At 30.7% G+C, this 26828-nt stretch carries 21 protein-coding genes, 1 tRNA gene, 1 rRNA gene, 1 pseudogene and 1 riboswitch; of the genes and pseudogenes, 19 read left to right on the top strand and 5 right to left on the bottom strand.

All coding sequences use genetic code 11. The annotated features are described in order from the left end of the window. The first annotated feature begins 52 nt into the window (after window positions 1-52). The 4 genes from ACREVU_RS14500 (at window position 53) to ACREVU_RS14515 (ending at window position 3534) form a co-directional block, all read left to right on the top strand. Window positions 53-127: transfer RNA gene (locus ACREVU_RS14500), tRNA-Asn, on the top strand. Between the two features lie 40 nt (window positions 128-167). Then, window positions 168-284 (top strand): 5S ribosomal RNA (gene rrf, locus ACREVU_RS14505). 146 nt (window positions 285-430) lie between these two features. Further along, a complete protein-coding gene (locus ACREVU_RS14510) occupies window positions 431-2224 on the top strand; it encodes an AAA family ATPase (RefSeq protein WP_431552321.1) in 1794 nt (597 codons plus the stop codon). A gap of 2 nt (window positions 2225-2226) precedes the next feature. Further along, window positions 2227-3534, top strand: a complete 1308-nt coding sequence (locus ACREVU_RS14515) for an LlaJI family restriction endonuclease (protein WP_431552322.1) — start codon at window positions 2227-2229, stop codon at window positions 3532-3534. A 189-nt stretch (window positions 3535-3723) separates the two neighbouring features. On the opposite strand, the gene ACREVU_RS14520 is transcribed toward ACREVU_RS14515, so the two are convergent. After that, entirely contained in the window at window positions 3724-5016 is a 1293-nt protein-coding gene (locus ACREVU_RS14520) for a sensor histidine kinase (RefSeq protein ID WP_431552323.1), read from the bottom strand. 320 nt (window positions 5017-5336) lie between these two features. On the opposite strand from ACREVU_RS14520, the gene ACREVU_RS14525 reads away from it, so the two are divergent. The 7 genes from ACREVU_RS14525 (at window position 5337) to ACREVU_RS14555 (ending at window position 13579) form a co-directional block, all read left to right on the top strand. Beyond that, on the top strand, window positions 5337-6068 hold the full coding sequence (locus tag ACREVU_RS14525; RefSeq protein ID WP_431552324.1) for an SIMPL domain-containing protein: 732 nt from the start codon (window positions 5337-5339) through the stop codon (window positions 6066-6068). A gap of 277 nt (window positions 6069-6345) precedes the next feature. Continuing rightward, a complete protein-coding gene (locus ACREVU_RS14530) occupies window positions 6346-6510 on the top strand; it encodes a hypothetical protein (RefSeq protein WP_431552325.1) in 165 nt (54 codons plus the stop codon). 42 nt (window positions 6511-6552) lie between these two features. Next, window positions 6553-8352, top strand: a complete 1800-nt coding sequence (locus tag ACREVU_RS14535) for an aminopeptidase P family protein (RefSeq protein ID WP_431552326.1) — start codon at window positions 6553-6555, stop codon at window positions 8350-8352. Window positions 8353-8394: 42 nt separating this feature from the next. Next, window positions 8395-9747, top strand: coding sequence for a peptide MFS transporter (locus ACREVU_RS14540; protein ID WP_431552390.1), 1353 nt, complete (start codon window positions 8395-8397; stop codon window positions 9745-9747). Window positions 9748-10079: 332 nt separating this feature from the next. Then, the gene (locus ACREVU_RS14545; RefSeq protein WP_431552327.1) at window positions 10080-11855 is read left to right on the top strand and encodes an InlB B-repeat-containing protein; all 1776 of its coding nucleotides are present in this window, start codon (window positions 10080-10082) and stop codon (window positions 11853-11855) included. Window positions 11856-12016: 161 nt separating this feature from the next. Then, window positions 12017-12400, top strand: a complete 384-nt coding sequence (locus tag ACREVU_RS14550) for a DUF1523 family protein (protein ID WP_431552328.1) — start codon at window positions 12017-12019, stop codon at window positions 12398-12400. A 126-nt stretch (window positions 12401-12526) separates the two neighbouring features. Further along, complete coding sequence (locus ACREVU_RS14555) at window positions 12527-13579, top strand: AI-2E family transporter (RefSeq protein WP_431552329.1); 1053 nt, start codon at window positions 12527-12529, stop codon at window positions 13577-13579. Between the two features lie 42 nt (window positions 13580-13621). On the opposite strand, the gene ACREVU_RS14560 is transcribed toward ACREVU_RS14555, so the two are convergent. Together ACREVU_RS14560 and ACREVU_RS14565 are read right to left on the bottom strand one after the other, a co-directional pair. Then, window positions 13622-13819: a cold shock domain-containing protein gene (locus ACREVU_RS14560; protein ID WP_431552330.1), complete on the bottom strand. Its 198-nt coding sequence runs from the start codon at window positions 13817-13819 to the stop codon at window positions 13622-13624. Window positions 13820-13903: 84 nt separating this feature from the next. After that, on the bottom strand, window positions 13904-14032 hold the full coding sequence (locus ACREVU_RS14565; protein ID WP_431552331.1) for a CPC_1213 family protein: 129 nt from the start codon (window positions 14030-14032) through the stop codon (window positions 13904-13906). A 277-nt stretch (window positions 14033-14309) separates the two neighbouring features. On the opposite strand from ACREVU_RS14565, the gene ACREVU_RS14570 reads away from it, so the two are divergent. From ACREVU_RS14570 to ACREVU_RS14580, 3 genes are all read left to right on the top strand, one after another. After that, a complete protein-coding gene (locus tag ACREVU_RS14570) occupies window positions 14310-15386 on the top strand; it encodes a C40 family peptidase (RefSeq protein ID WP_431552332.1) in 1077 nt (358 codons plus the stop codon). A gap of 290 nt (window positions 15387-15676) precedes the next feature. Beyond that, window positions 15677-15847: a hypothetical protein gene (locus ACREVU_RS14575; protein WP_431552333.1), complete on the top strand. Its 171-nt coding sequence runs from the start codon at window positions 15677-15679 to the stop codon at window positions 15845-15847. Further along, window positions 15847-16788 (top strand): tRNA dihydrouridine synthase, encoded by a 942-nt coding sequence (locus ACREVU_RS14580; protein ID WP_431552334.1) that lies wholly within the window; start codon window positions 15847-15849, stop codon window positions 16786-16788. Before ACREVU_RS14575 ends, ACREVU_RS14580 begins: the two co-directional genes overlap by 1 nt. 136 nt (window positions 16789-16924) lie before the next feature. Here the strand turns inward: ACREVU_RS14580 and ACREVU_RS14585 are convergent, their stop codons facing one another. Further along, window positions 16925-19291 (bottom strand): hypothetical protein, encoded by a 2367-nt coding sequence (locus ACREVU_RS14585; RefSeq protein WP_431552335.1) that lies wholly within the window; start codon window positions 19289-19291, stop codon window positions 16925-16927. A gap of 357 nt (window positions 19292-19648) precedes the next feature. Continuing rightward, window positions 19649-19830, top strand: a riboswitch (cobalamin riboswitch). A 253-nt stretch (window positions 19831-20083) separates the two neighbouring features. Here ACREVU_RS14585 and ACREVU_RS14590 point away from each other — a divergent pair. The 4 genes and pseudogenes from ACREVU_RS14590 to ACREVU_RS14605 form a co-directional block, all read left to right on the top strand. Then, window positions 20084-22453, top strand: coding sequence for a ribonucleoside triphosphate reductase (locus tag ACREVU_RS14590; protein ID WP_431552336.1), 2370 nt, complete (start codon window positions 20084-20086; stop codon window positions 22451-22453). Between the two features lie 37 nt (window positions 22454-22490). After that, entirely contained in the window at window positions 22491-23204 is a 714-nt protein-coding gene (locus ACREVU_RS14595) for an anaerobic ribonucleoside-triphosphate reductase activating protein (protein WP_431552337.1), read from the top strand. A 156-nt stretch (window positions 23205-23360) separates the two neighbouring features. Continuing rightward, complete coding sequence (locus tag ACREVU_RS14600; RefSeq protein ID WP_431552338.1) at window positions 23361-24023, top strand: hypothetical protein; 663 nt, start codon at window positions 23361-23363, stop codon at window positions 24021-24023. Between the two features lie 490 nt (window positions 24024-24513). Beyond that, window positions 24514-25029: pseudogene (locus tag ACREVU_RS14605) on the top strand (oxidoreductase); the annotation flags it as partial. Between the two features lie 166 nt (window positions 25030-25195). Here the strand turns inward: ACREVU_RS14605 and ACREVU_RS14610 are convergent. Next, window positions 25196-25993, bottom strand: a complete 798-nt coding sequence (locus ACREVU_RS14610; protein ID WP_431552339.1) for a nitroreductase family protein — start codon at window positions 25991-25993, stop codon at window positions 25196-25198. Window positions 25994-26330: 337 nt separating this feature from the next. Between ACREVU_RS14610 and ACREVU_RS14615 the strand changes: the two genes are divergently transcribed. Continuing rightward, window positions 26331-26747: a GtrA family protein gene (locus tag ACREVU_RS14615; RefSeq protein ID WP_431552340.1), complete on the top strand. Its 417-nt coding sequence runs from the start codon at window positions 26331-26333 to the stop codon at window positions 26745-26747. Window positions 26748-26828: the final 81 nt, after the last annotated feature.

A 26828-nucleotide genomic window follows, 5' to 3' on the forward strand; every position in this document is an offset into this window, starting at 1 on the left:
ATGGTACTGCAGGGGTAACTTTGTGGGAGAGTAGGTCATCGCTAGGTAATGTTCCTCGATAGCTCAACGGTGGAGCGCTCGGCTGTTAACCGATAGGTTGAAGGTTCAAATCCTTTTCGAGGAGCCATTTTTTTAAAAATATTAACATACTGGTTAACAATAATAGATCTGGTGATTATGGCATGAAGGTAACACCCCTTCCCATACCGAACAGGTAGGTTAAGCTTCAATGCGCTAATGGTACTGCAGGGGTAACTTTGTGGGAGAGTAGGTCATTGCCAGGTAATATATGGATTTTAAGCTCATTTGCGTTTCACGCAGGTGGTCAAGATTCTATTTTTTTTATCTTCATAAAAGACAGTCCGATAAGGGCTGTTTTTTTAGTATACAATAATAGTAAAGAATAACTAAAAAAACAGGAGTGATATATGTGGCAATTATAGAAAAGTTGGTTATGCCAAAAGGTGATGGGAGACTTGATATTGCCGTTTGTGCACTAAAAATATATTATGAGGCAAATGACTGGCTTTCTAACGATGAATTTAAAGTAAAGTTTTTATTACTTGACAATAAGTATGATTCTAATACAAATGAAGCAATGATAATTCATAAGGCTAGAACTGCAAGGTATTTTGGACTAATTAAATATCTATTTAAGAGTGAAAATGGTGTAGCTGGAAGACAAGGCAAAATTACCGAACCCGGGAAACGTTTTTACGAAGCTTGTTTGTCTGATAATAAGGAAGCACAAATAGATACAATTATGGATGCTATTTGTAATTATTCCTTTGGACGTAATAATTATGCAACTTCTGATACTAATTCAGATGTGGAGCCACCTAAAGTACTGATAAAAGCCTCATATGAGTTAGGTTATGTCACTAAAAATGAATTCGTATATTTAATGTACAGTATGCATGATTTAAAACATGACTACTCGGATGTAATTTTAGAAATAAAAAAAACTCGTGAAGACAATATACAAGTGGATTTGCCGCAAAATCTTGAGAAACAAGAAAAAGCCCATTTTATCAATGTATATGGAGATTGGAAATTTATACAATTGATTCGTGAAGTAGGTATACTAAAAGACCTTACTGAGCGTGCAGTATTAACAGATTTTACTGTATCTAAGTATGCAAAAACAATAAAGCAACTATCACCATTAAATAATGAACTCTTGGCGGAAGTACAAGAGGAAAGTTTAATTAATACTTTATCAGAAGATATTGTATTAAATATTATAAATAAACCATACAATAGAATACTTTTTGGTGCACCAGGCACAGGTAAAAGTTATAAGATTGAAGAGGAGAGAATGGTTTTTGGTAAAAATTATGAGCGTGTTACATTTTATCTTAACTATTCATATTCTCAATTTGTTGGTAATTACAAACCAAAACCAAAGTTAAGAATAGATGGAACAGAATATGTATCCTATGAATTTGTACCAGGTCCATTTTTACGTACTTGGACAAAAGCACAAAAGAGTATTAAGAATGGAAATAGTGAGAATTATTTGCTAATAGTTGAGGAGATTAATCGTGCTAATGCTGCAGCAGTTTTTGGTGATGTGTTTCAATTGCTTGATAGAAATGATGAAGGGATAAGTGAATATGAAATAACAACATCAGAAGATATGCGAGAATATTTAATAAAAAAATGTGAATTTACTGCTGATGAGGTTTCTACAATTAAGATTCCAAGGAATATGTATATTTGGTCAACAATGAATAGTGCCGACCAAGGTGTATTACCTATGGATTCTGCATTCAAGAGGAGATGGAATTTTGAATATATAGGAATTAATGAAGGAAGCGCAAAAATTAAAAACAGTGAAATAACTTTGAAGTCATATGGCACTATAAAATGGGATATCCTTAGAACTAAAATAAATAATGGATTGATTAGTGCAGGTATAAATGAAGATAAACTTATTGGACCATTCTTTTTGAGTGAAAAGGAATTAAAATCTTCATCAATTGATGAAATTTTTAAGAGTAAACTTCTTATGTACCTATTCGAGGATGTTCTTAAACATAGAAAGGGCAAGTTATTTAAATCGAAGCTTGATACATTTTCAAAAGTAATTGAAACATATAACAAAGGTGAAGAAATATTTGACTTTGATGTTATGTTTTCTTTATCAGGTGAACCTAGTGAGGAAAGTGCACTTAGTCTTATAGCTGGGAATTCAGAAGAATATTCAACGGAGAATGAATAAGGATGATTTATTCTAGAGAACTGAAAAAATATAATAAAAGTTACTTAAAGAATAAATTATTTTTAGACGATAATTCTATTCAAGAACTATTGGGTAAACGAATTTTAACTAAAACCGAAGAAGATATGTTCTGTTTTGAATTTGTAGGTATTTTAATTATCAAAGAGAGAGTCCTGTTTTGTTTGCCTAAATATGCAAAAGTTAGTGATGAAAAAACAGTTGCAAAGCAGCTATTAGAACTGTTTGGAGAATATGGTAAAAGGGAGAATCTAGATGTAGATGAACTTGAAAGTATTGGGAGTATAGACTCTGAGAATTCTTATAATATGTTGTCAGTAATAATTTTTTTGCTGAATGATTATTTTGAAAATGGGCTTTATTCTAATGAAAAAAGCATTTATATTTTAAATGGTGATGATGAAATAAACTGGTTAAAAACAATAGGTGAATTGCAACCTTTGATAAATGATGGGGAGCCAGTTTATTTAGAGTATTATACTAACTCAACACAAAATGACGAAGAAAATTATTTTAGACAGTTACATTCATGTATTCTAAATAAATGCACAAAAAAGCTGAATGATTTAGGATTATTTGAATTTCTTGGGTTTCAGCCTGTATATTTTGAAGTTGATGAGGATAGATTAGGAACCACTGAGAGCATTATTTATAGAATTAATAACGAACTTAATGTTCAATTTATAAATAGAAAACAACTATTACTTAAAGCCATGTCGTCTTTTATATCTAATGAAGAAATGGAAATTGATAATTTTACAATTGATTTTTATGGAACTCGTAGTTTCCATGTGATTTGGGAAAAGACATGTGGATATGTTCTAAACAATAAATATGAAGCTGTTAAGAAACTAATTGCATCGCCAAAATGGACGACTCTAAGTGGTAAAATACACAAAACTTCAACCTTAATCCCAGATATTATTAGCATAACAAAATACTCTTTTGTTATATCTGATGCTAAGTATTATTCAATTAAATTAACCGATGATATGCTAAGTGGAAAACCTGGAGTTGAAGATGTGACAAAGCAATATTTATATCAATTAGCATTTGATAAATATATTAAGTCAAAGAAATTTGCTTCAGTAAAAAATATTTTCATTTTCCCTTCTGAAGAAAAGGATATGAAACAATTAGGGAAAGTAACAATTGAATTTTTAAAAGATTTAGGTCTTGAAGATATAACTTTATTTTCAGTACCAGCACATAAGGTTTTTGATTTATATACAAATAGTAAAAAACTAAATATTGAAAAGTTTCTAAATCTGAAAATTGAACTAATAAGATAAAAAGAAATACAAACAAAAGGGATTAAATTATGTATATAATATTATTGATGATTATGAAAATAAAGATAGTGAATGTATAAAACACCTAAGAACCAAAAAATTAGATGATAGTACAGCCATTTATCTAAAGATTAAACCTTAAGCTAAGTTCAAGCATTTATTGTGGAGAGTGAGTAAATACAGGCATCTTTAATTGAAGCTCTTCGCTCCCACAAAAGTTTGCTTAAATAACATTTTAAAAACTGTATAATTATCCTCAAATGATAGTTGAACATCACTACCGTTTTTATTAGCTATTTCTTTTATATTATAAAGTCCATAGCCTCTATTATCACCTTCTTTAGTAGAAAATCCTTTTTCAAATATGTTTTCTATATCATCTGGTTTGATTGTGGTTCCGCTATTCTTAACCTCTATAATGTTAGCATTTTCTTCTTCACATATATTTAATATAACAATCTTATCCTTTGTACCATTTATAACAGCTTGAAAAGCATTATCCAATAGATTATTTAGTATATTTGAAATTTCATAATCATTTAAAGTCTTTTCCAATGAATTATTTGTCACATTAAATGTGAATTTTATATTTAATCTATTTGCTTCACACAGTTTGTTGTATATTATAGCTTTAATTATAATATTGTCTATGTATATAATATCTTCTATAATATCATTTGAATGTTTTAATGATATTATATATTTGTTCAATTCATTTTTAAGTTCTTTTTCGCTGGTTATTTCTACTATTGCGTCTATGGTATTTAAATGGTTTTTAAAATCATGTTGTTTCCTTCTTGTCTCTTCTACTATATCAAATAATATTGGCTTATACATATTTTGAATTTCTAAAACTTTTTTATCCTCACTTATTTTAACTATATAATTATATAAAAATATATTTAATGATAACATTAACAATATAATAAAAATATATACTAGAAGATTATTTAATATTATGTTCTTATTGTACCCCCATACAAATTCACAAAATAAAATGTACAAACCCAAATTAATTACAAAGTAATAGAATACCTTAGAATCTAATTTAAGGAGTCTCTTTGTTTTCTCACTAAAATTACATCTTAATATTATGATTATAAAAATCAATTCAATTATAAGAAAAGTAATATCCCATATGAATTTATCTGCATATGGAAATCCAACTAAATTTGCAAGACCAATTAGTAGTATTTGTAAGATTTTATGTATACCTAGGATAATAATAAATTCGCATGTTGTATTAATAAACGGCCTTTTATACATAAATTTCACTATAACTATCATGCTTATATAACGAAGAAGTGTATCTATGTTATTGTTTACATTAATAATTACTATTTGTATAATTAATTCTAATAGTATTATTAAAAAATTTTTAAACCAATTATTTTCATCTTTTAAAGAAAAATTTGACCATAATAACATAAAAATAATTAATTCAATAAAATAAGCTGAAGCATATGGTAGAATATCTATCATTCTATATCTCCTTTTCAGAGTAAATTCAATTTAATATATATATTCTCTATTTATTTGAATGTAAGTTTTGACATCTTATCATTTAAAACTTTATTGAAGCCCTAAAGTGTGGCCTAATCTAACAATATTATATCATAAAATTTTTATTAAATAGTTAGATTATGTCGTAAAAACATATATTGTAATAATTATTACCGATATATGACAATAAATTTAACCATCTAGCTGATAAATAATAATTTTCTTTCGGCTACTGTAACTTATTGTTTATATCTTACGTAATAAGAGTAAGATAATTAAATAAGTTAGGAGGGTTTAAAATGAGTAAAAAAATTATGTTAATATGTGCTTTAGTATTTACATTTATGGTTGGTGCAATAGCAAGTGGGTTTTCACCAACTGCTAATGCTGATGAGACCAAATTACCACAGAAAATAATTTCAGTTAATTCAGAAGGTATTGTAAAGGTGAAACCAGATATGGCATATATTAATGTTGGTGTTCAAACAGAAAATAAAAGCTCAAAAGTGGCTCAACAAGAAAACTCAACAAAAATGAATAAGGTTATGCAAGTTCTAAAAGAAAACAAAATTGTAGATTTAGATATTAAGACTTCACAGTATACAATCTATCCTAATGAGACATATTCTGAGAAGGATAAGGTTTCTACTGTGACAGGCTATAGAGTAATTAATACACTGGAAATTACAATAAGAGATATATCAAAAGTTGGAGCAGTTATTGATGCAGTTTCTGCAAATGAAGCAAACACAGTTTCTGATATCCGTTTTACAGTAGCTGATCCGGATAAATATTATCTACAGGCCCTTCAAAATGCAACTGTTAAAGCAAAAGCGAAAGCTGATACATTAGCAAAACAGTTTGAAATTAAGATAGGTCTACCATCACAGATTAATGAAACTAGTGGCGGGTCTAATCCACCAATAATATATTCTGCTATGGACAGTGTAAAATCAGAAGCATCAAAGACAAGTATATCTTCAGGGGAATTGGAAATAAGAGCATCTGTAGGGTTAGTTTACACATATTGATAATCATATCTGTAATATTAGAGTCGATAAGCCTTAGGGATTTATCGGCTTTTTCTTATTAAAGCGACAAATATACACCTGGTTTCATTCAGCAGGTTTAAGATTTTTTAACATGTTACTATATTAGAATTAGTATGATGTAGATAAAATAAATACTGTTACATTTAACTAATTACACTTTTACTTAAAAAATCGTATACATGATTAAATTAATATGATAAAATTTAAATATTGATATTATAATTTTTAGAAGATTATAAACGAAATATTAGGAGGGATGTTTAATCGTACAGCAAATGCAGTAGACACATATCATGTAATGGACAAATTAACAGTAAAGCCAGGATACGTAGGAGCTCTTATAGAAGATTTGGTAATGGTGATTAAAGATGGTTGTAAAATATTAACTCATTACACAAAAGACTTAATTATTTTAGAATAGAATATTGGAGAAATGTAAATCTTATAAAGGGGATGTAAAAAAATGAGTGAAAGGATAAAAGAAAGAATTTCAAAACTCAGAGCATTTATGGAAGAAGAAGGGATGTATGCTTATATTTTCCCGTCAGCAGACAATCATCAAAGCGAGTATGTAGGAGAATTTTTTAAATCAAGAGCCTATGTAACCGGGTTTACGGGTTCTGCTGGAACAGCGGTTATTACAAAAGATGAAGCGGGTCTTTGGACTGATGGAAGGTATTTCCTTCAGGCTGAGCATCAGCTTGAAGGTAGTGGGATTAAGCTTTTTAAGATGGGTAATTCAGGTGTCCCTACTGTATTGGAATACATAGAAGCTATAATGCCCAGTAATGGAAAACTCGGATTTGATGGACGACTCATGGCCATGAAAGAAGGGGAAGATTTTGTTTCGGGACTTGCTAGTAAGAATGCCACTGTTGAGTATGCCTATGATATTGTGGATAAGGTATGGGAAGGGCGTCCCAAGCTAGCTAATGAGCCTGTTTTTCTTCTTGAGGAAAAGTATTCCGGCGAAAGCAGGTCATCCAAACTATCCAGGGTAAGAGGCGCCATGAAAGATATGGGAGCAAACTATCATGTCATAACAACTTTGGATGACATCGCATGGCTTCTCAATATTCGAGGAAATGATGTCATGTATTCACCGCTGGTACTTTGTTATGCTGTTGTTACCATGGAAAAGGTAGAATTGTTTATTGAAGAAAGTAGGCTTGATATAAGTGTCAAGGAAGCTTTAGCCAAGGATGGTGTGGTGTTCAGGTATTACAATGATATTTATGAATTTGTTAAGGGCTTTAAGGCTGAGGATGTTGTGCTAATTGACCCAGAGCGGATTAATTATGCCTTGTATAAGAATATCCCGGCTAAGATTAAGAAAATCGAAGCAGACAATCCTACTATTTTGTTTAAGGCTATTAAAAATCCTGTGGAGCTTGCCAATATTGAAAAAGCGCATATTAAAGATGGCGTTGCCATTGCAAAATTCATGTTTTGGTTGAAAACAAATGTCGCAAAAACTAGAATCACAGAAATAAGCGCTTCTGAAAAATTAGATGAGTTTAGAAAACAGCAGGATGGTTATTTGTGGCAAAGCTTTGCACCAATCTCCGCCTTCAAGGAGCATGCAGCCATGATGCATTACTCGGCTACACCTGAAACGGATGTGGAACTTGCAGAGGGGCACTTACTGTTAATGGATACTGGCGGAAACTACTTTGAAGGTACAACGGATATTACCAGAACATTCGCACTTGGCGAAGTCAGCGAAGAACTTAAAAAGCACTTCACTGCCGTGGCTAGAGGTATGATGAATTTGGCTCGTGCTAAATTTCTATATGGATGCAAAGGATACAACCTGGATATATTGGCTAGAGAACCCATGTGGAGTCTTGACTTGGATTATAAATGCGGAACCGGTCATGGTGTCGGTTATTTGCTGAATATTCATGAAGGACCCAGCGGTTTCAGATGGTACATAGTACCATCAAAGCATGAAACTCAAACATTGGAAGCAGGTATGGTAATAACTGATGAACCTGGAATTTATATTGATGGATCCCATGGCATCAGGATAGAGAATGAGCTCATCATCAGAAATGGTGTTGAAAACGAATCTGGTCAATTCATGCACTTTGATGCTGTTACTTATGCTCCAATTGATCTGGATGCCATAGCTACAGAAGACCTTAACCGTGATGAAAAACTGTATTTAAACAATTATCATAAACTTGTATACGAGAAATTAGCAGAGTACCTGAGTGATGAAGAGCGAGTATGGTTAAAGTCGTATACAAGAGAAGTTTAAACAAGAGAAAAAAATTAGTTTAGGGGGTAAATTATGAGTGAAATGGTAGTGAAAAACAAGAGGCCTTTTGGTTTCTACGTTTGTTGTATCGCATTTATGTTCGAGCGTATGGCGTATTATTCTGCTAAGTATCTGATCTTCTTTTTCGTTTCGGCTACAATTATAACAGGAGGATTGGGTCTAACAGTGGTTGAGGCTGCAATTATTCAATCAAATCTTGTTGCGTTTACCTATTTTGCACCTCTTATTGGTGGATATCTTTCCGATAAGTATATTGGCGCCAGATACTGTATTCCAGTTGGGTTAGTTTTGATGGCGGCAGGGTATATAGTAGGTGGATATGCAACGAATATCTTTACTATGAATATAATGGTGACACTTGTAGCCATTGGTACAGGACTTTTTAAAGGTAACAATTCTGCAATCAGTGGAGCTTTGTTTGAAGACAAAGAGCAGCTGGATTCAGCATTTTCAGTTCAGTACTCCTTCGTAAATATTGGATCGTTTATAGGAACAACGGCTGTGGGTGTTCTTATAGCTAGTACTTTTGCTAAAGGTGCTATTCAGGGATTTAGAGCTGCATTCATACTTTGTGGTATCATTTGTGTGATTGATGCTGTGTGGTTTCTGTTTGGTATTAGATTCCTTGGAGAAGTAGGAAAAAGACCGTTTAAAGAGGGTAAGCACACAGAAAAGAAAGTTGCAACTGACAATAAACCTTTAACAAGGGTGGAAAAAAGAAAGGTCTTTGCTATTGTCTTGATATCAATATTCTCTATTGTGTTTTGGGTGTTTTGGTATCTGACTTATGTTGCTGTTTATGATTACGGTGCTAAGTTCGTCAACCTGAACATAGGCAGCTTCATAGTGCCACTTTCATGGTTCGATTCATTGAATGCTTTTGTATGTATTGCTATGGGACCAGTTTTGGGTGTATTGTGGTTCAAGCTATCCAAGAGGCCTAAAGGGGATCTGAGCTTGTTTAAAAAATTGGGTCTGGGTCTTAGTTTACTTGGAATGTCCTTTTTAATGCTTGTAGGTGCAGAAATGTCAAGAGGCACAGGAAAAGCAAGCATTATTTGGATCGTAGCATTTGGTGTGCTCCTCAGTATGGGAGAAATGTTGTTCTCTCCACTTGGTAACTCCTTTGTTACTAAGTATGCTCCTAACAAGATTTACTCGGTACTTATGGGCGTTTGGATTTGTGCTTCGTTCATTGCTGGTAAATCTTATGGTTACTTATATGCTTTTGCTTCAAAATTCCCAATCATACAGGCCTATGTGGCCATTCCATTAATTTTATTCGTATTTGCAATATTGCTGTTTGTTTTTGACAAAAAGCTTATTAAATTATTGGAAGATGAAGAACCAGCGAAAAAGGTCAATGTAGTATAACAAATTTATTTTCTAAAGTAAAAAAGATGGCTTCTGTATTGTACAGGAGTCATCTTTTTTCTGCGGTTTTGTTCAAATACTCAAGAGAGTTATGATGAAGAAAGTTAATTTGTAATTTAAGATTGGTAAAAATATTTAAGATTGGTAAAAATATTTAAGATTGGTAAAAATATTTAATAAAACAATATATTTGTACAAGAATATATATTGTTAATAACGTTTTAATATAGTAAAGTAATATTACGGGTTATTTGTTAAAATTTATATAACATAGGTAAAGGTGGACAAGCAATAATAAATAATTTAGAAAATATATTTTGAGGGGGATATTATTGAAAAAATTTTTAATCATTGCGGTATCTTTAATGTTGCTATTTTTAAATATTCCTATAAATGTAAGCGCAGTATCTGATATAGGACAACCAATCATAACACTATCACAAACAAAAGTAAAAATGGGGGATATAATAAAAATTGAACTAGAGGCGAATAATACATTGCCAGGTACACCTAATAGTAATGATAATGTAATATTAATTAGGAGCATAGTGGATGAAAATCAAACTATATCCTTACATCCTAGTTATAATAAAAATACAAAGAAATACGAAGTAGAATATACAATTCCTTCAGATATATCAATGGGAGAATGGCATATAGAAAAAGTTGTGTTACAAGATAATGCAGGAAATAGTACTTATAATTATTCTAATATTACATTTACAGTAGAGCCCACAGTTACATTTGATAGCCAAGGTGGAAGTATAGTAACAAGCAATATTGCAGATTATAATGCCGTAATAATAGCTCCTGCTACACCAACAAGGACAGGCTATGTATTTGGTGGTTGGTACAAAGAAGCTGAATGTTTAAATGTATGGGATTTTACAACTGATAAAGTGATTGAAAATATAACACTATATTCAAAATGGACAATTGTTCCTCTTGGGATTCCAACAAATTTAAAAGCAGCATCATCATCATATAATAGCATTAATGTTAATTGGGGTGCAGTAATCGGAGCAGATGGCTATGAAGTCTATTCATCAACATCTAATACAGGAGACTACACTTTAATATCAACAACTACAAAACCAAGTTATAACAATACTGGACTTAAAACTAGCAGTAATTATTACTATAAAGTTAGAACATATAAGATGGTTTCTAATTTTAAAGTGTACAGCGACTACTCAGCTTTTGTGAGCTCAAAACCAATAATAGGGTTACCTATAAATGTTTTAGCTACTAGAATTAATTCTAAAGGTATTAAAATTAGCTGGAGTGCAGTAGCCGGAGCAAATGCCTATGAAATATATAGAGCTACCACTAGTACAGGAACTTATAGTTTATTAACAAAAACGGTACATTTAGATTATACAAATTCAAATTTAATAACAGGGAAAACTTATTATTATAAAATAAGAGCATACAGAATTGTTGGAAAAACAATAGTATATGGTAATTTGGTTGTAGCAACAAATAAAACAATAACATATATAGTTTTTAATAATTTAGTACAGCCCAATGGTGTATATGGAAAGTATGCAGGTTTGAAAATAGAAATCCTAGATCAAAGCAATAATAAACTTTTAATAAAAAGAGCTAATGGCACTAAAATTTGGGTTTTCTCAAGTGATGTCTCTATAGCTACAAACCCAGCTACTAATACGAAATACTTGGACAAAAAACAACTAGAAACTTATGTAAATGTAACAAGTAATTTTATCAGTAAAACAAAATATTTTACTTGGGTGGATTTAAATAGGCAGAGAGTTAATGTTTTTACTGGTGGTGCAGGACAATGGGTTTTACTTAAAGCATATTCATGTGCATCGGGTAATAATATAACCCCTTCAAAAAGAGGATTTTTCACAGTGCAAGATAAGGGATATTCTTTTTCTACGGATTCAGGACTGCTAGTGAAGTATTGGACAAGATTTAGTGGTAATTACCTGCTACATTCAACACTTCTAACGGCTTCAGGAAACACCTTTGATGCAACTGTTGGGACAAGGCTTTCTCATGGATGTATTCGGATGCCATTAGATATGGCAAAATGGTATTATGAAAAAATACCAAGAGATTCATTAATATGGATTAATTAAAAAACATCGGGGGTCGTGAAGAACGGTCTTCGATGTTTTTGTTAAAGTTTCATAACCCCCAAGGGTCAGCTTTAGAAAATATTTATTCATATTATATTCTAATGTGTAGAAAATAGAGTAACAATTAAAGTAAGTAGATTTATTTAAATAAAGGAGATTTTATGATGAAAAATACTTATTATCAATTTAGAACAAGAAAATTTTCAAGTTCTAAGATTGTGAAATTAGTAATTAGCTTTATTGTATTAATAGGCTTAATTATGATATTCCCACATTTTTTTAGAAATACTTATATAGTAACTGTTGCAAATAAAAGAGTGATAACACGTGGTAATATTGAAACTTATTTAATTTATACACAAAAGGAAGATGGTAATATAAAGATATTTGATAATACTAATAGTTTACTAGAATTTAAAATTAATTCAGAGGATGTGTATTGGGGTTTGAGAATTAATAGAAAATATGAGATTAAAGCATATGGCCTGAATATACCCTTATTATCATATTATCAAAATATTGTAAGAGTTAGAGGTGTAGATTGATAATTGAATAACTCACACTAAGATCTTAAGCAAATCTGAAAAGAAATTATATTGACCATAATGAATAAGGACCTATATTCATGCTTAAACTATATTATATGTACAAAAGCAAAGGAGTGTATGGTTATGTCTAAAAGCAATATACTAAAAGATTTGCTGATTATAAATTTAGTTTTTTTGAGTATACTTCTTTTTGGTAAGATGTTCTTTATTCATAGGCTTATAGGGATACTTTTCAAATCATTTTTAACTCCACTTATATTTTCTGTGTTCTTGTTTTATATTATAAAACCATTTAATACAATTTTCATAAAAAAGGGACTAAAGCCGAGATTTTCAGCTCTATTAACTCTAATAATGGGACTATCCATTGCAATAGGTGTTATAACTTTCTTTAGTAATTATATTGTAATTCAGTTTGATGAAACAATAGAAGAGCTAACTAATATAGTGAAAAACAAAGAATCTATTAATCAGATAATTAATAAGATTAATAATTATCTACCTGCTATTGATGTTTATAAAACCTTCACTAATATAGCTAATAGTTATATGCATAACATGGGTCATAAACTTATGTTTGCAGTAAAATATACAATACACACTTTTTCAATGCTATTCCTTGTGCTAATAATATTATTTTATTTGCTTAAAGATGGTTCTAAATTTGAAGAAAGAATTATGTGTGCAATCCCTGAAAAATATAAAAAATTTGTATTGAAAACTTTTTCTGAGAGTGATACTGTTTTGGGGGCTTATGTTACAGGCCAAGCAAAAGTAGCGCTTTGTTTATCCATTATGATATTTATTGGATACAAAATCATAGGGATTCCCAATGCAATATTTTTTGCCTCCATAACTTTTATTTTGGCTTTTATTCCTTTTATAGGTTTTTTTATTTCCATGGTTATTCCCGCTATTATTGCTTTGAGTATGGGATTTGTAATGATGGGTAAACTTGCAATTGTGTTCCTCAGTGTGCAGACATTAAAGGGAAGAGTAGTTGTGCCTATAATTATGTCTAAGGCAATGAAAATTCATCCTTTAACTGACATATTCTTAGTAATAGGTGCGGTTGCAGTGGGAGGGCCTTTGGCGGCATTTGTTATTGTACCTATTTATGCTACTGTTAAAGTAATAGCATTTAACTTGTATGATTGCCATATAAATAAAAAATAACCATTAAATAGTTACCCTATTTAATGGTTAAAATATTTGTGGTTATATAATAGTAATATTTTCTGCTTGAGGTCCTTTTGGTCCTTCAACTACGTCAAAAGAAACCTTTTGACCTTCATCAAGTGATTTGTAGCCATCTGAATTTATTTGTGAAAAATGTGCAAAAACATCTATTCCGTCATCTCCTGTAATAAAACCAAACCCTTTTTCTCCATTAAACCATTTAACTGTTCCATTCATATAATATATACCTCCTAAAATTTAATTTTCTTAACAACTTAATTATGGGTAAAATAATTTTTTGAAAACTTTATTTTATTTATTCTAATCCTTTTTTTCCATATGGTCAAAAACTAATTTTGCACTTTCTTCATGACCATGCTTAATATTTTTCTTTTTAAAGCTATTATCTTCTTTTTTATTATTTTTGGTTGATTTCATTTTGCTATCCATAGGCAACTCTCCTATCTTCAGTATTTTACCTGTTAAACACTGAGCATAGTTTAAACAGATATATATTATTTTTAGCATTTTCTTTGAAAATATACATAATTATTTATCCTTTTGTCAATTTGAAAATTGCTAATGAAACAGACAATTTATACTGCTATTACAAACTATTGTTCATGTAATGTTTTCCAAAACAGATGTTATTCATAAAAAATACATAAATGTTTGTTATATTTAGTCTATGAGTTAAAAATTATAAACAAATGAAGGAGATATACTAATGAAGAATTCCCTAAGAAGTATGGCTATTGTAATAACGTTAATTTTCACTTTAAATGGAACTGCCTTAGCGGCTCCAACAAATGAGAAACTAAATCAGCAGAGCGATTCACTAACTAAAATTCAAGCACAAAGAGAAGAAATCCAAATAAAAATAGAAAAATCCGATAACGAAATTCAAAAAAGTATGGCTAAAACGCAAGAGAATAAAGTTAAAATATCTGAAACCCAAAAGGCAATAGAAAAATCTTCAACGGAGATTGTGCAAGTCGAAAAGAAAGCACAAAAGGAACAAGAATTATTTAATAGTAGGATGAGAGTTTTGTACATAAATGGATTTGATAGTTACACCAATATTATACTTGAGTCAGAGAGTGTTGGAGATTTTATATCAAGAGTAGAAAATATAAGAACTATTATTCAGTTTGATAAAAAAGTAGTGGATGAGTTTAAAGCTACAAAAAAAGAATTAGATGATAAGCAGATAAGTTTAAATAAGAGAAAAGCTTTATTACTGGCTTTGAATGTAGAAGATAAACAAAAGTTGGACAAGATAATTGCCACAAAAGGAGTACAGACCAAATTAATAGCAGAGTTAAATGGCAAGGTTAATATGTTGCCAGCTGGGACAAGCAATTCACAATCAGTTACTGAAAGTTTGACAAAAATAAATCAAATAAATCAATCAGAAGCTAAATATACACCTTCAAGAGGAACATCAAATTTATCAAGCAATGCAGTAATAGCCTATGCGTCTGAATTTCTTGGTACACCATATTTATGGGGTGGGACAACACCATCTGGCTTTGATTGCTCAGGATTCACTCAATATGTATATGCACATTTTGGAATATCTATAGGTAGGACAACCTTTAATCAAATAAATGATGGTCAACAAGTGTCTAGAAGTAACCTACAAACGGGAGATTTAGTGTTATTTGGAAGTGTTGGTAATCCTCACCATGTAGGTATTTACATAGGCAATAATACATATATACATGCTCCTAGTACAGGGGATGTAATTAAAGTTTCAGATATGACAAGATCAGATTTTATAACAGGTAGACGAGTAAAGTAAAAAATACATATATTCTTAGAATTAAAAACATAGTTATATTAGGTAATTTTCAAGTAGAGTAGCTATGATGCGGCTTCCTAAGTCTGCATCATAGCTACTCTACTTTTGTATTTTTACGTAAAAATTATATTTTTTGTAGGTGCTACTCAAAGGCACGTTTGTGGGGTATAATGAATTAGTAAAATAACAAGATATATCTTTAAAAAATTTATTGTGAGTATTAATTTAGAAGGCATAATTTATAAGGTACTTAAAGATAGTAAAAAAATAAAAAAAAAGAGGGTAAAAATATGAAAAATGATATAAATAAAAACATGGAAATGATGAAAAAAATTATTGAAGAAAAAAAAGCAAAGTCATCTTCTCAAAAAAATGATAAGCGAGCAGCCATTTATGGAACACAAAGTGCATCATCAGGTAATGGTGGAGGCTTAGTTGGTAAAAATAACAGGGGTCAATAATGAATTTTTATTTTGCACCTATGGAAGGTTTGACGGGGTACATTTATAGAAATGCCCACAATGCTTTATTCAATAATATAGATAAATACTTTTCACCTTTCATTCCCGCAAATCAAAGCAAAAGTTTTAAAACAAGAGAATTAAATGATATTTTGCCTGAAAACAACCAAGGACTTCTTTTGATTCCACAATTACTAACCAACAATGCAGAAGACTTTATTCATACTTCAAAGAAAATAAAGCTAATGGGATATAATGAGATCAATTTAAATTTGGGGTGTCCTTCTGGAACTGTAGTTTCAAAAAATAGAGGGTCCGGATTTCTTTCAAAAAGAGATGAACTTGATGTTTTTTTGGACAAAATATTTTCTGAGTCCATAACAAAAATATCATTAAAAACCAGAATAGGAAAAGATAAGCCAGAAGAATTTTATGATTTAATAGAAATATTTAACAAATATCCTATAGAAGAGCTTATTATTCATCCAAGGACTCAAAAGGATTTTTATAAAAATACACCTAATTTGAAAATTTTTAAAGAAGCATTGACACTAAGCAAAAATCCGGTTTGCTATAATGGTGATATTTTTACAATCAGTGATTACAAGAATTTTTTCACTGAGTTCCCTAGTGTAGATACTATAATGTTTGGCAGGGGGTTATTAAGAAATCCTGGAATGATTAGTGATATTACAAATAATATTAAACTCGAAAAAAAATTGCTTAGAGATTTTCATGATAAAATTTATGAAGATTATAAAGGAATACTTTTTGGAGATAGGAATGTGTTGTACAAAATGAAAGAGTTATGGTTTTATATGATTCCTATGTTTTCTGATAACGCAAAATATGCAAAAAAAATTAAAAAATCAGAAAAATTATGCGATTACGATGATGCTGTTTCATGCTTATTCAGAGAGCAGCATATTTTAGAAAATTAGTAATGAAGATAATAAATAGCCTTCATCTTAGTTAAGATGAAGGCTATTTTATCTTTGTTTTATATACCTGTTAAAAATATTACGGTTAAGTAACAAAATGCACCACTACTTGTCACAAACTTAATTCGTTTATTTTCTAGTGGACTACAATAGGTGCTTCTGTTTTTACTTCTGCATCATACTCTACTGCTTTTGTTATATTACTTTCAAGACAACCCTTACTTGTTACTGATATATAGATATTTCCTTTCGCTACTCCAATTTGTGGAATAATTACTGTTGCAGTTGAAGTTGCTACCATGCCTGTGGTTACTGTATTTGCTACTCCTGTAGCTGTTCCTATGGATTTTCCTAGACCTCTTGTTCCATCAATTGTTGATCTAGAGTAAACATTAACTACATCTCCTACTGATAGCCCTTTAACGATTACTGTATCTGATGTTCCATATGCATTGTTTTCTGTTGTTATGTTATATACAAATGGTGTAGATGATTTTATTTCTGCCAAATATACTATTGGTTCTGTTATATCACTTTCAAGGAGACCCTTGCTTATTACCGAAACATAAATATGTCCTCCGCCTGTTCCAAGTTGTGAAATACTTACTTTTGCTATTGCCGTGGAGGATTTGTCTGCTGTTGCTGTTGCTGTTCCCATGGCTTCTCCTATAGTTGATTTTCCATCTCCTGTTGATGTTGAGTATACTTTAACTATATCTCCTACTTGCAAATTTGTAACTGTTACTGTATCTGTTGTGCCTACTGCATTGTTTTTTGTTGTTATATTAGATACGAATGGCGTATTTGATCTTTTCTCTCCAAAATAAGGTACTTTTATTAACTTATCACTTTCAAGAAAATTCTTACTTGTTACTGTTACATATACATTTCCTGCTCCTGTGCCAAATTGTGGAATACTAGCCGTTGCTATTGCACCATTACTCCCTTTGTCTGCCGTTGCCGTTGCTGCGGCTAAAGGTATTCCCTCTATTATTGGCGCTAAGTATACTTTGACTATATCCCCTACTTCTAAGCCTGTAATTGTTACTGTATCTGGTGTTCCTACTGCATTGTTTAAAGTAGTTCCTGCTGTACGTGGTGAAATCACAGTTGCTTTTTCTGCTGCATATGCAACTTTTGTTCTATCACTTTCAAGCAAACCCTTGCTTGTTACTGCTACATATACATTCCCTGCTACTGATCCAAGTTGTGGAACATTTGCTATTGCTTTGACTTCTGTTATTCGTATTTGTTGTGATCCTAATGTTATTATTTTTGATGTTACTGTTGCTGTTCCTATGGCTATTCCACCTGTTGGCGATTGATATACCTTAACTATATCTCCTGCTACTAAATCTATTACCGGTTGGTATGCGTTAACTATATCTTCTGATACTAAAGCGGTAACTCTTATTGTTACTATATCTGGGGTGCCTAATGCATTGTTAACAGTCTGTATATCAGCTGCAAATGGTGCAATTGATTTAGGCTCTGCCAAATATGCTATTGCTGTTGTTATAGTACTTTCAATCAAACCTTTGCTTGTTACTGACACATATATATTTCCTGCTCCTACCCCAAGTTGTGGAATACTTACTGTTGCTGTTCCCGCAGTTGCTGTTGCCGTTCCTATGGCTTCTCCTACTGAGTATTTTCCATTTGATGTTGCATCTGAGTATAATTTAACTATATCTCCTACTATTAAATTTGTAACTGTTACTGTATCTGATGTCCCCATTGCATTATTATTTGTTGTTATATTAGATACGAATGGTGTACTTGACCTTTGTTCTGCGAAATATTGTACTTTTATTAATTTATCACTTTCAAGCAAACCCTTACTTGTAACAGATACATATATATTCCCTCCTGCGGCCCCAAGTTGTGGAATAGTTGCTATTGCTCTTATACCATTTACTTTGTCTGCTACAGCTGTTGCTGTTCCTATGGATGAGCCTATCCCTGATGCTCCATCTGCTGTTGCCGATTGGTATACTTTAATTATATCTCCTAATGCTAAACCTTTAACTGTTACTGTATCTGGTGTTCCAACTGAATTATTTACAGTAGTTCCCTTCATAATTGGTGATATTATAGTTGGCGCTTCTGCATCATATGACACTTTAACTCTATCACTTTCAATTAGGCCCTTGCTTGTTACTGACACATATATATTTCCTGCGTCTACCCCAAGTTGTGGAATACTTACGGTTGCTGATGTTTCTGTTCCCGATATTCTTTTTCCTGACACTACTATTGACCTTGTTATCGATGTTGCTGTTACTGACCCTATGGCTGCTTCACTGGTTGCATCAGCATATACTTTAACTATATCTCCTACCGCTAAACTTGATATTGTTACTGTGTCAGATGTACCTGCCGCATTGTTAACAGGAGTTATCCTATTGATAATTAACCCCTTTGCAAAAACTGTATTTGTTGATGGTAAAATCATTGATAATACTATTATTATACTTAGTGCTTTTGATGATAACTTCTTCATTAATCCTATCTCCCTCACTCTTTTATTAATTTAACTATCATATGCTTTGTTTCAAAACATTTTAATGAATTTTTCTTCAAAACTATATATATATAGATTATCGATTAATTCTAGTTATACTTTATACTACTAATGCCAAAACACGATTTTATAAAGCATGTATTTATTTAACTATACTATTATTACCGTAAATTGGATATAGGCGAAATAAAAGACTATACAATAAAGAATTTAGTATGCCGTGCCTAATTGGGAAAGAAGCAAAAGCTTGTATTTGGGGCTAAGTTATCCTAGCTACAGTATTAATCTTGTGGTATAATATTGTCTGTATTATACAATAGACATATGAGTAAAAAAATCAAATAATAAAATATAGGTTTAATTAATACAATTAATTAAAAGGGAATCAGGTTAAAATCCTGAACTATCTCGTAGCTGTAATAGATGAATTTAGATACATTATGCCACTTGGAAACGGGGAAGGCGTATTTAAATAATGATTCTTGAGTCAGAAGACCTGCCTATATTTTGCGCTAAAAACTCTACGAGTAATAGGGAGGCCATTATAATGGGAATTTATTTGTTGATCTTATATGATTAACATACGTTTTCGATTGTTACCTTTTAATGCTTTAGTTAGAAGGCTTTTTTGTTTTAAAAGATTTAGTTGTAATAATATAATCGTTTCAGTTTTAAATGTTAATTACAATATGTAGATGAAATATTAGAATATAAAACCATATATAATACATTAATAGTAAAAACTACAGATTTGAGAGGGGACAAAAAAATATGTTAAAAGTTTCAAAAAGAAGTGGGAAGAAAGTGGAATTCAATTTGGAAAAAATACAGAATGCTATTTTAAAGGCATTCAAAGCAACCGATAAATATTCAGATGAAAATATTCTTGAAAAGTTAGCACTTAGAACAACTGCTAAGTTTAGTGTAGATATACAAGATGATGAAATATCAGTTGAAACAATTCAAGATTACATAGAGGCAGTCCTTATTGATTCCGGATATACAGATGTAGCAAAAGCATATATATTATATAGAAAAGAAAGAGAAAAGGCAAGGAATATCGGAAAAACAAATATTGATTATAAGAGTATAGTTAATAAGTATGTTAATATAGAAGACTGGAGAGTCAAAGAAAATTCTACTGTAACATATTCAGTAGGAGGGCTTATACTTAATAATTCAGGTGCAATTACTGCTAATTATTGGTTATCAGAAGTTTATGATGAAGAAATTGGCAAAGCTCATAAAGAGGGAGACATGCATATTCATGACTTATCAATGTTAACTGGTTATTGTGCAGGTTGGTCTCTTAAACAATTATTACAAGAAGGATTAGGCGGTGTTCCTGGTAAAATTACTTCTGCACCAGCTAGTCATCTTTCAACACTTTGTAATCAAATGGTAAACTTTCTCGGTATCATGCAAAATGAATGGGCAGGAGCACAAGCCTTTTCTTCATTTGATACGTATTTAGCCCCTTTTGTAAAAAAGGACGGGTTATCATATAAAGAAGTTAAGCAATGTATCCAATCCTTTATCTATGGGGTAAATACACCTAGCAGATGGGGAACTCAAGCTCCGTTTTCTAATATTACTCTTGATTGGACAATCCCTAATGATTTAGCAGAATTACCTTGCATTGTTGGTGGAAAAGAACAAACATTTAAATACAAGGATTGTAAAAAAGAAATGGATATGCTCAATAAAGCATTCATTCAAATTATGATTGAAGGAGATGCAAATGGACGTGGATTTCAATATCCAATTCCAACATATTCAGTTACTAAGGATTTTGATTGGTCAGATACAGAAAACAATATATTATTATTCGAAATGACTGCAAAATATGGAACACCATATTTCTCGAACTATGTAAATAGTGATATAGAGCCAAGTGATGTTAGGTCAATGTGTTGTCGTTTGAGATTAGACCTTAGAGAACTACGTAAAAAGTCTGGCGGATTCTTCGGCTCGGGAGAAAGTACTGGTTCTGTTGGTGTAGTAACAATCAATATGCCTAGAATATCTTACCTGTCAAAAAATCCTGAAGAATTTTATGAAAGATTAGAACATTTAATGGATGTAGCCGCTCGTTCACTTAAAATTAAGAGAAGATTTATAACAAAGATGTTAAAGGATGGGTTGTATCCATACACAGCAAGGTACCTTGGTAATTTTGATAGCCATTTTTCAACAATAGGATTAATTGGTATGAACGAGGTTGGACTAAATGCATCATGGTTAGGTAAAGACTTAACAGATGATAAAACTCAAAAATTTACACAAGATGTGTTAAATTACATGAGAGTTAAATTGTCAGATTATCAAGAAAAATATGGTGATTTGTATAATCTTGAAGCTACACCTGCTGAAGGTACTACCTATAGATTTGCTAAACATGATAAAGACAGATTCCCAGATATCAAAACTGCAGGTGAAGAAGGAGATGATCCTTTCTATACTAATTCATCACATTTACCTGTAGAGTACACGGAAGATTTATTTGATGCATTAGACATCCAAGATAAATTTCAACCGCTATATACATCTGGAACAGTGTTTCATGCTTTTCTTGGAGAAAAGTTGCCAGATTGGAAATCAACAGCTAAACTTGTAAAAGCAATTGCTGAAAATTATAAATTGCCTTACTATACAATTTCTCCAACTTATTCTGTATGTGCAGAACATGGTTATTTACTAGGAGAACAATTTATTTGTCCTCATTGTGGAAAAGAAACAGAAGTTTATAGTAGAATTACTGGTTATTATCGTCCAATTAAAAATTGGAATGTTGGAAAATCTCAGGAATATAAAAATAGAAAAACTTACGTTCTTTATGATACTAAAAAAGAAGTAGCTTGTGATAAAGAAAAACAAGCAATAGTTGAAAACACAGAAGAAAAACAAGAATCAAAGTCTACTATAATTTTGTTAACCACCAAAACTTGTCCAAATTGCAAGGCTGTTACACAACTTATGCAAGAACTGAATATTAAATACAATGAAATATATGCAGATGAAAATATAGAATTCTGTAAAAAAAATAGAATAATGTCAGCTCCAACATTGATGATTCCAACAGAAAACGGTTATTCAAAGTATGTTAATGCATCAAATATTATAAAATATTTAGAACAATAATATTAGTGATTTGTAGTGTTATATGTAGGAGGCAAACATGAATTTTTCGGGAATAAATAAAACCACGTTATTAGATTATCCAAACCATTTAGCTTGTATGTTATTTGTTAGTGGATGTAATTTTAGATGTCCGTATTGCCACAATTCTTCATTAGTATTAAATGAGTCTACAGAGGTTTACTTCCAGCAAGATATATTGAACTTTTTAAACAAAAGAGTGAATATATTAGAAGGGGTATGCATTAGTGGAGGAGAACCTACCATATACGAAGATTTGAAAGATTTTATAATAAAGATTAAAGCTTCTACTAGTTTAAAAGTAAAGATTGATACAAATGGAACTAATCCAAAACTTATAAAAGAATTGATAAATGAGAGACTCATAGATTATGTAGCCATGGATATAAAATCAGATATAGAAAATTATCTTGATGCTTGTGGCGTAAAAGACCATGAGTTATTAGATAATATAAAAAAATCTATTGATCTTCTTAAAGAAAATAAAGTTGATTATGAATTTAGAACTACTGTTGTAAAAGGAATTCACACTTTAAGAAATTTTGAGAACATTGGAAAAATGTTAAAAGGAGAGAGTAAGTATTATATCCAAAACTATTTAGATTCTGGTGATATTTTATACAAAAGAAATAACAAAAAGGATGTTTTGACTGGGTTTAATGAATCTGAATTAAATAAAATCAAGAATATTTTAGGTGGATATTTATCAAATGTAATAATTAGAAACAAGTAACACTCAAAAACAAATAAGTTGGGAATTTAATGGACAACTTATGTTTGTTGAAATAAAAATTAAAAATATATGTTATGTTAAGCAAACAAAGAGGGAAACATATGATAAACTAATAAGATTAACAAATCTTACAGGGAAGAAGAGAGGTGTATAAAAATGGAATTTATCAATGGTATGTTTAATAAAAAAACTCAAAAGTCAATAAATGATTACAAAAACAAATTTCCAGAAGATATACAATACATTGACTCATATATAGATATGATCAAGCTAGCTTTAGTGAAGAATAATATAACTACAGTTGAATTATTTTATTCATTTGATGGTAGAGAATTATTTGATAAGATTAAGAATGAGAATTCATCTAAGAACATTTTAGTTTTATACCAGGGGCATATTGATAATCTTATTGCAAAAGATGGGTATATTAATATATATCACTCAAAACCAGGTAATTATTCTTTAGTTGTTTTTCAACATCAATTTATATATGAAGAATTATTTGGAGTTGAATTATGGAATGATGGAAGTTCAACACCACAGAAAATACATACATTTAATTGTTACATATCAGAAAAAATCAATTATTTTGCAGGCATGAATTGTAAGGTTATGGGTATAGGTGTGGGGAATATAAACAAGAAACAGTATGAAAACTTGATGGAAGATTATCATAAGACAATTAAAGTAACCAAAAATAAAACACCAAAAAATAAAACGGTCAAAGGAAAAGTTGCAATATATACAGGCATTGCATCTACAATTGGGGCTGGATTGCTTATAGGTTTAAAAGTATGGTACAAAAAAGGTAGGAAATAATACGGAAAATTTTATATGAAGTATTTGCTTGCCATTAGCCCCATTTTAAAGACTATAGATAAGGTCAATATTTTAAAGTATTTAGCATCTTTAAATTTCCATGTACAGCTAATAAGAAAAAACGAAAAGTAATATAGCATTAGCCTGAATCAAACAATTTGATTCAGGCTAATACTTATTTATGAATTTCTATACTCCACAAATCAGAGTTCCCATATACCAAAGAATTGCTGGCCAAAATAATAATATAAAATTAATTATTATTAAAAATAACCCTAATTTTGTTTTGTGTTTAATTAATCCAATTCATTTCTAATTTTAATACTGCAAATTCCAATAGTATTATTTATGAAACTAATAATAAAAAAAGTGCGTACTTGTATTAATCCTACATTGCACTTAAAATAATACTGTTGGTCAGTAAACAATAATGACTCTTTTGGCTTAATTCCAGTAGAATATCCAGATGGTCTGAAAGAAAAGAACTGATGAATATGGTAAAAATCCCGAAAAATTTGTTGTAGAAATAATAGCTGGAATTAGAAAAGTAACACCAAAAGAATTTATTGTTGGAATCCGTTTGGGAGGATTTGAACCAACAATAGAAGATGGAATACATTATGCTAAAGTATTAGAAAAAAATGGAGTAGATTTCCTCGATATTTCTTATGGATTTATGAGCGAACAGGAAATGCATGTAAATGAAGATTATAAATACTCCAATGCTGTTTATGCAGCGCAAAAAATTAAAGAAGAAGTTTCAATTCCAGTATTTGCAGTTAACGGAATTAATTCCGCGGAAATTGCAGAAGATATATTAAATGAAACAAATGTAGACATTGTGGATATTGCTAAAGGATTTCTTATAAATCCTAATTGGGCAAATGATGCCAAAGAGGGCAAAGATACTGGAAAATGCTTAAACTGTGCAAAATGCATGTGGTTTAATCAGTCTAAGGTTTGTGCAGGAAAAGTTATATTTGAGAGAGATAATAAACAAAAATAGTATTAATAAGTACAAGTATTTAATTAGAAAAGTTGAACATAAACTCCCAGTTTTTCTTATGATGTCTGAGGTCATAGTGAAAACTGGGAGTTTATACTTTCTAGTAAAAAAACATAAAAAATATCTAATAGACAGTTATTTTAAACTGTCTGTTAGATATATAATATTATAGATAAGTGACCTCTAATGGATTTCTATCGACTAACCTCTTATAGTTATACTTAGGATATCCAACCATAACAGCAGCTGTTATGGTTTTTCCTTCTGGAATATTAAATAATTTAAGCAGTGGTGAATCCTTAAGGGATGCACAATACTCAAAATATCCAGCCCAACAAGTTCCAAGCCCTAGCGAAGGTGCAAATAATTCTAGATAAGTCAAAGAAGAAATAGAATTACCTCTTCCGATTGGAAAGTCTTTGTCTGCAGTAGTCATAATTAAGTTTGGGGCACCTCGCAAAATTGGGTCAGCTCCAGTTTCTCTGTAAACATTAATTAATCCTTTGTATGCGTCATTTAATGGTGATTTTTCCAACATTTCAATTATAAGTTCAACAGCATTTTTAACTAATTGCTTGTCCTCAACTACAACAAATGATATACCTTGACTATTACTTCCAGTAGGTGCTAGCCTTGCAATATCAACTAATTTTGTTAGCTTATCTCTTGATACAGACTTGTCTTGATAAGTTCTTATAGAACGACGTGACCTTAAGAAATGCTCTGCCTGATCTACATTTAATTTAGGAAACTCTTTTCCAGCTACTTGATTTGAAAGCGGTGTTTTTTTATTATCTATAGCTCCAGTAGGGCATATAGCAACGCAATGCCCACAGGCAATGCAAGTGGTATTTGCTACTTCTTCTGGAACCGTTTTTCCCATTTTTAGAACAAATGATGGACATTCATTAATACATTGTTTGCATTTAATACATTTTTCTTCATTTACAGTTATAAGATCCATTTTTTTAATCCCCTTGCTTAAATTTATTATTCCTAACTTTCTTATTGGTGTCTATATGTTATTTTAACACAGTGTATTTAAATTGTAAGTACGCACTTTTTTATCACATAGTAACAAAAATAACACCATTAGCTTTTTCTTATACAGCCGAATTCATATTAATATATTATTTCTAAAATATTTACCGTATCATAAGTAAGCTTGTACAAGACTATTATTGGAAGTCCACAAATATATGTGATACAATTAAAATTTCAGTGAACAATTTGTAACTTATATGTGATTGTTTGTATCTGTGTATGTTTTATTCAAATAATGTAGAAGATGGAGTTTGATTATGGGAAAAAAAGGATTGCTTGATATAAAGTTTTTGAAATTCTTATTAGTAGGAGTAATAAATACTATATTTGGGACCGGAATAATGTTTTTGCTGTATAATTTATCTAGCTTTGGTTATTGGGGGTCTTCTGCCGTATCATATATATTAGCAAGTATACTAAGCTTTTTTCTTAATAAAAATTTTACTTTTAGAAATAGAGAATCTAATGTAAAAACAGCACTAAGATTTACCGTGAATATTGCTGTTTGTTATTTAATGGCATATAGTATCTCAAAACCAATTGTAACAAGGATACTTTCGAATATTTCACTATCAAAGAGTATAGTTGAACAGTTTTCTATGGTTTTTGGGATGGTTCTGTTCGCTTCGCTTAACTATGTAGGGCAGAGGTTTTTTGCATTCAAAGAAAAATAATTTAAGGCTGCCTATTGAATGGACAACCTTTTTTTTGTGTCATTTTTATAAAATTTAAACTTCTGCTTTGGTTATTCTATA

The sequence above is a fragment of the Clostridium sp. genome, assembly GCF_050717535.1.
Taxonomy (GTDB): domain Bacteria; phylum Bacillota; class Clostridia; order Clostridiales; family Clostridiaceae; genus Clostridium_AD.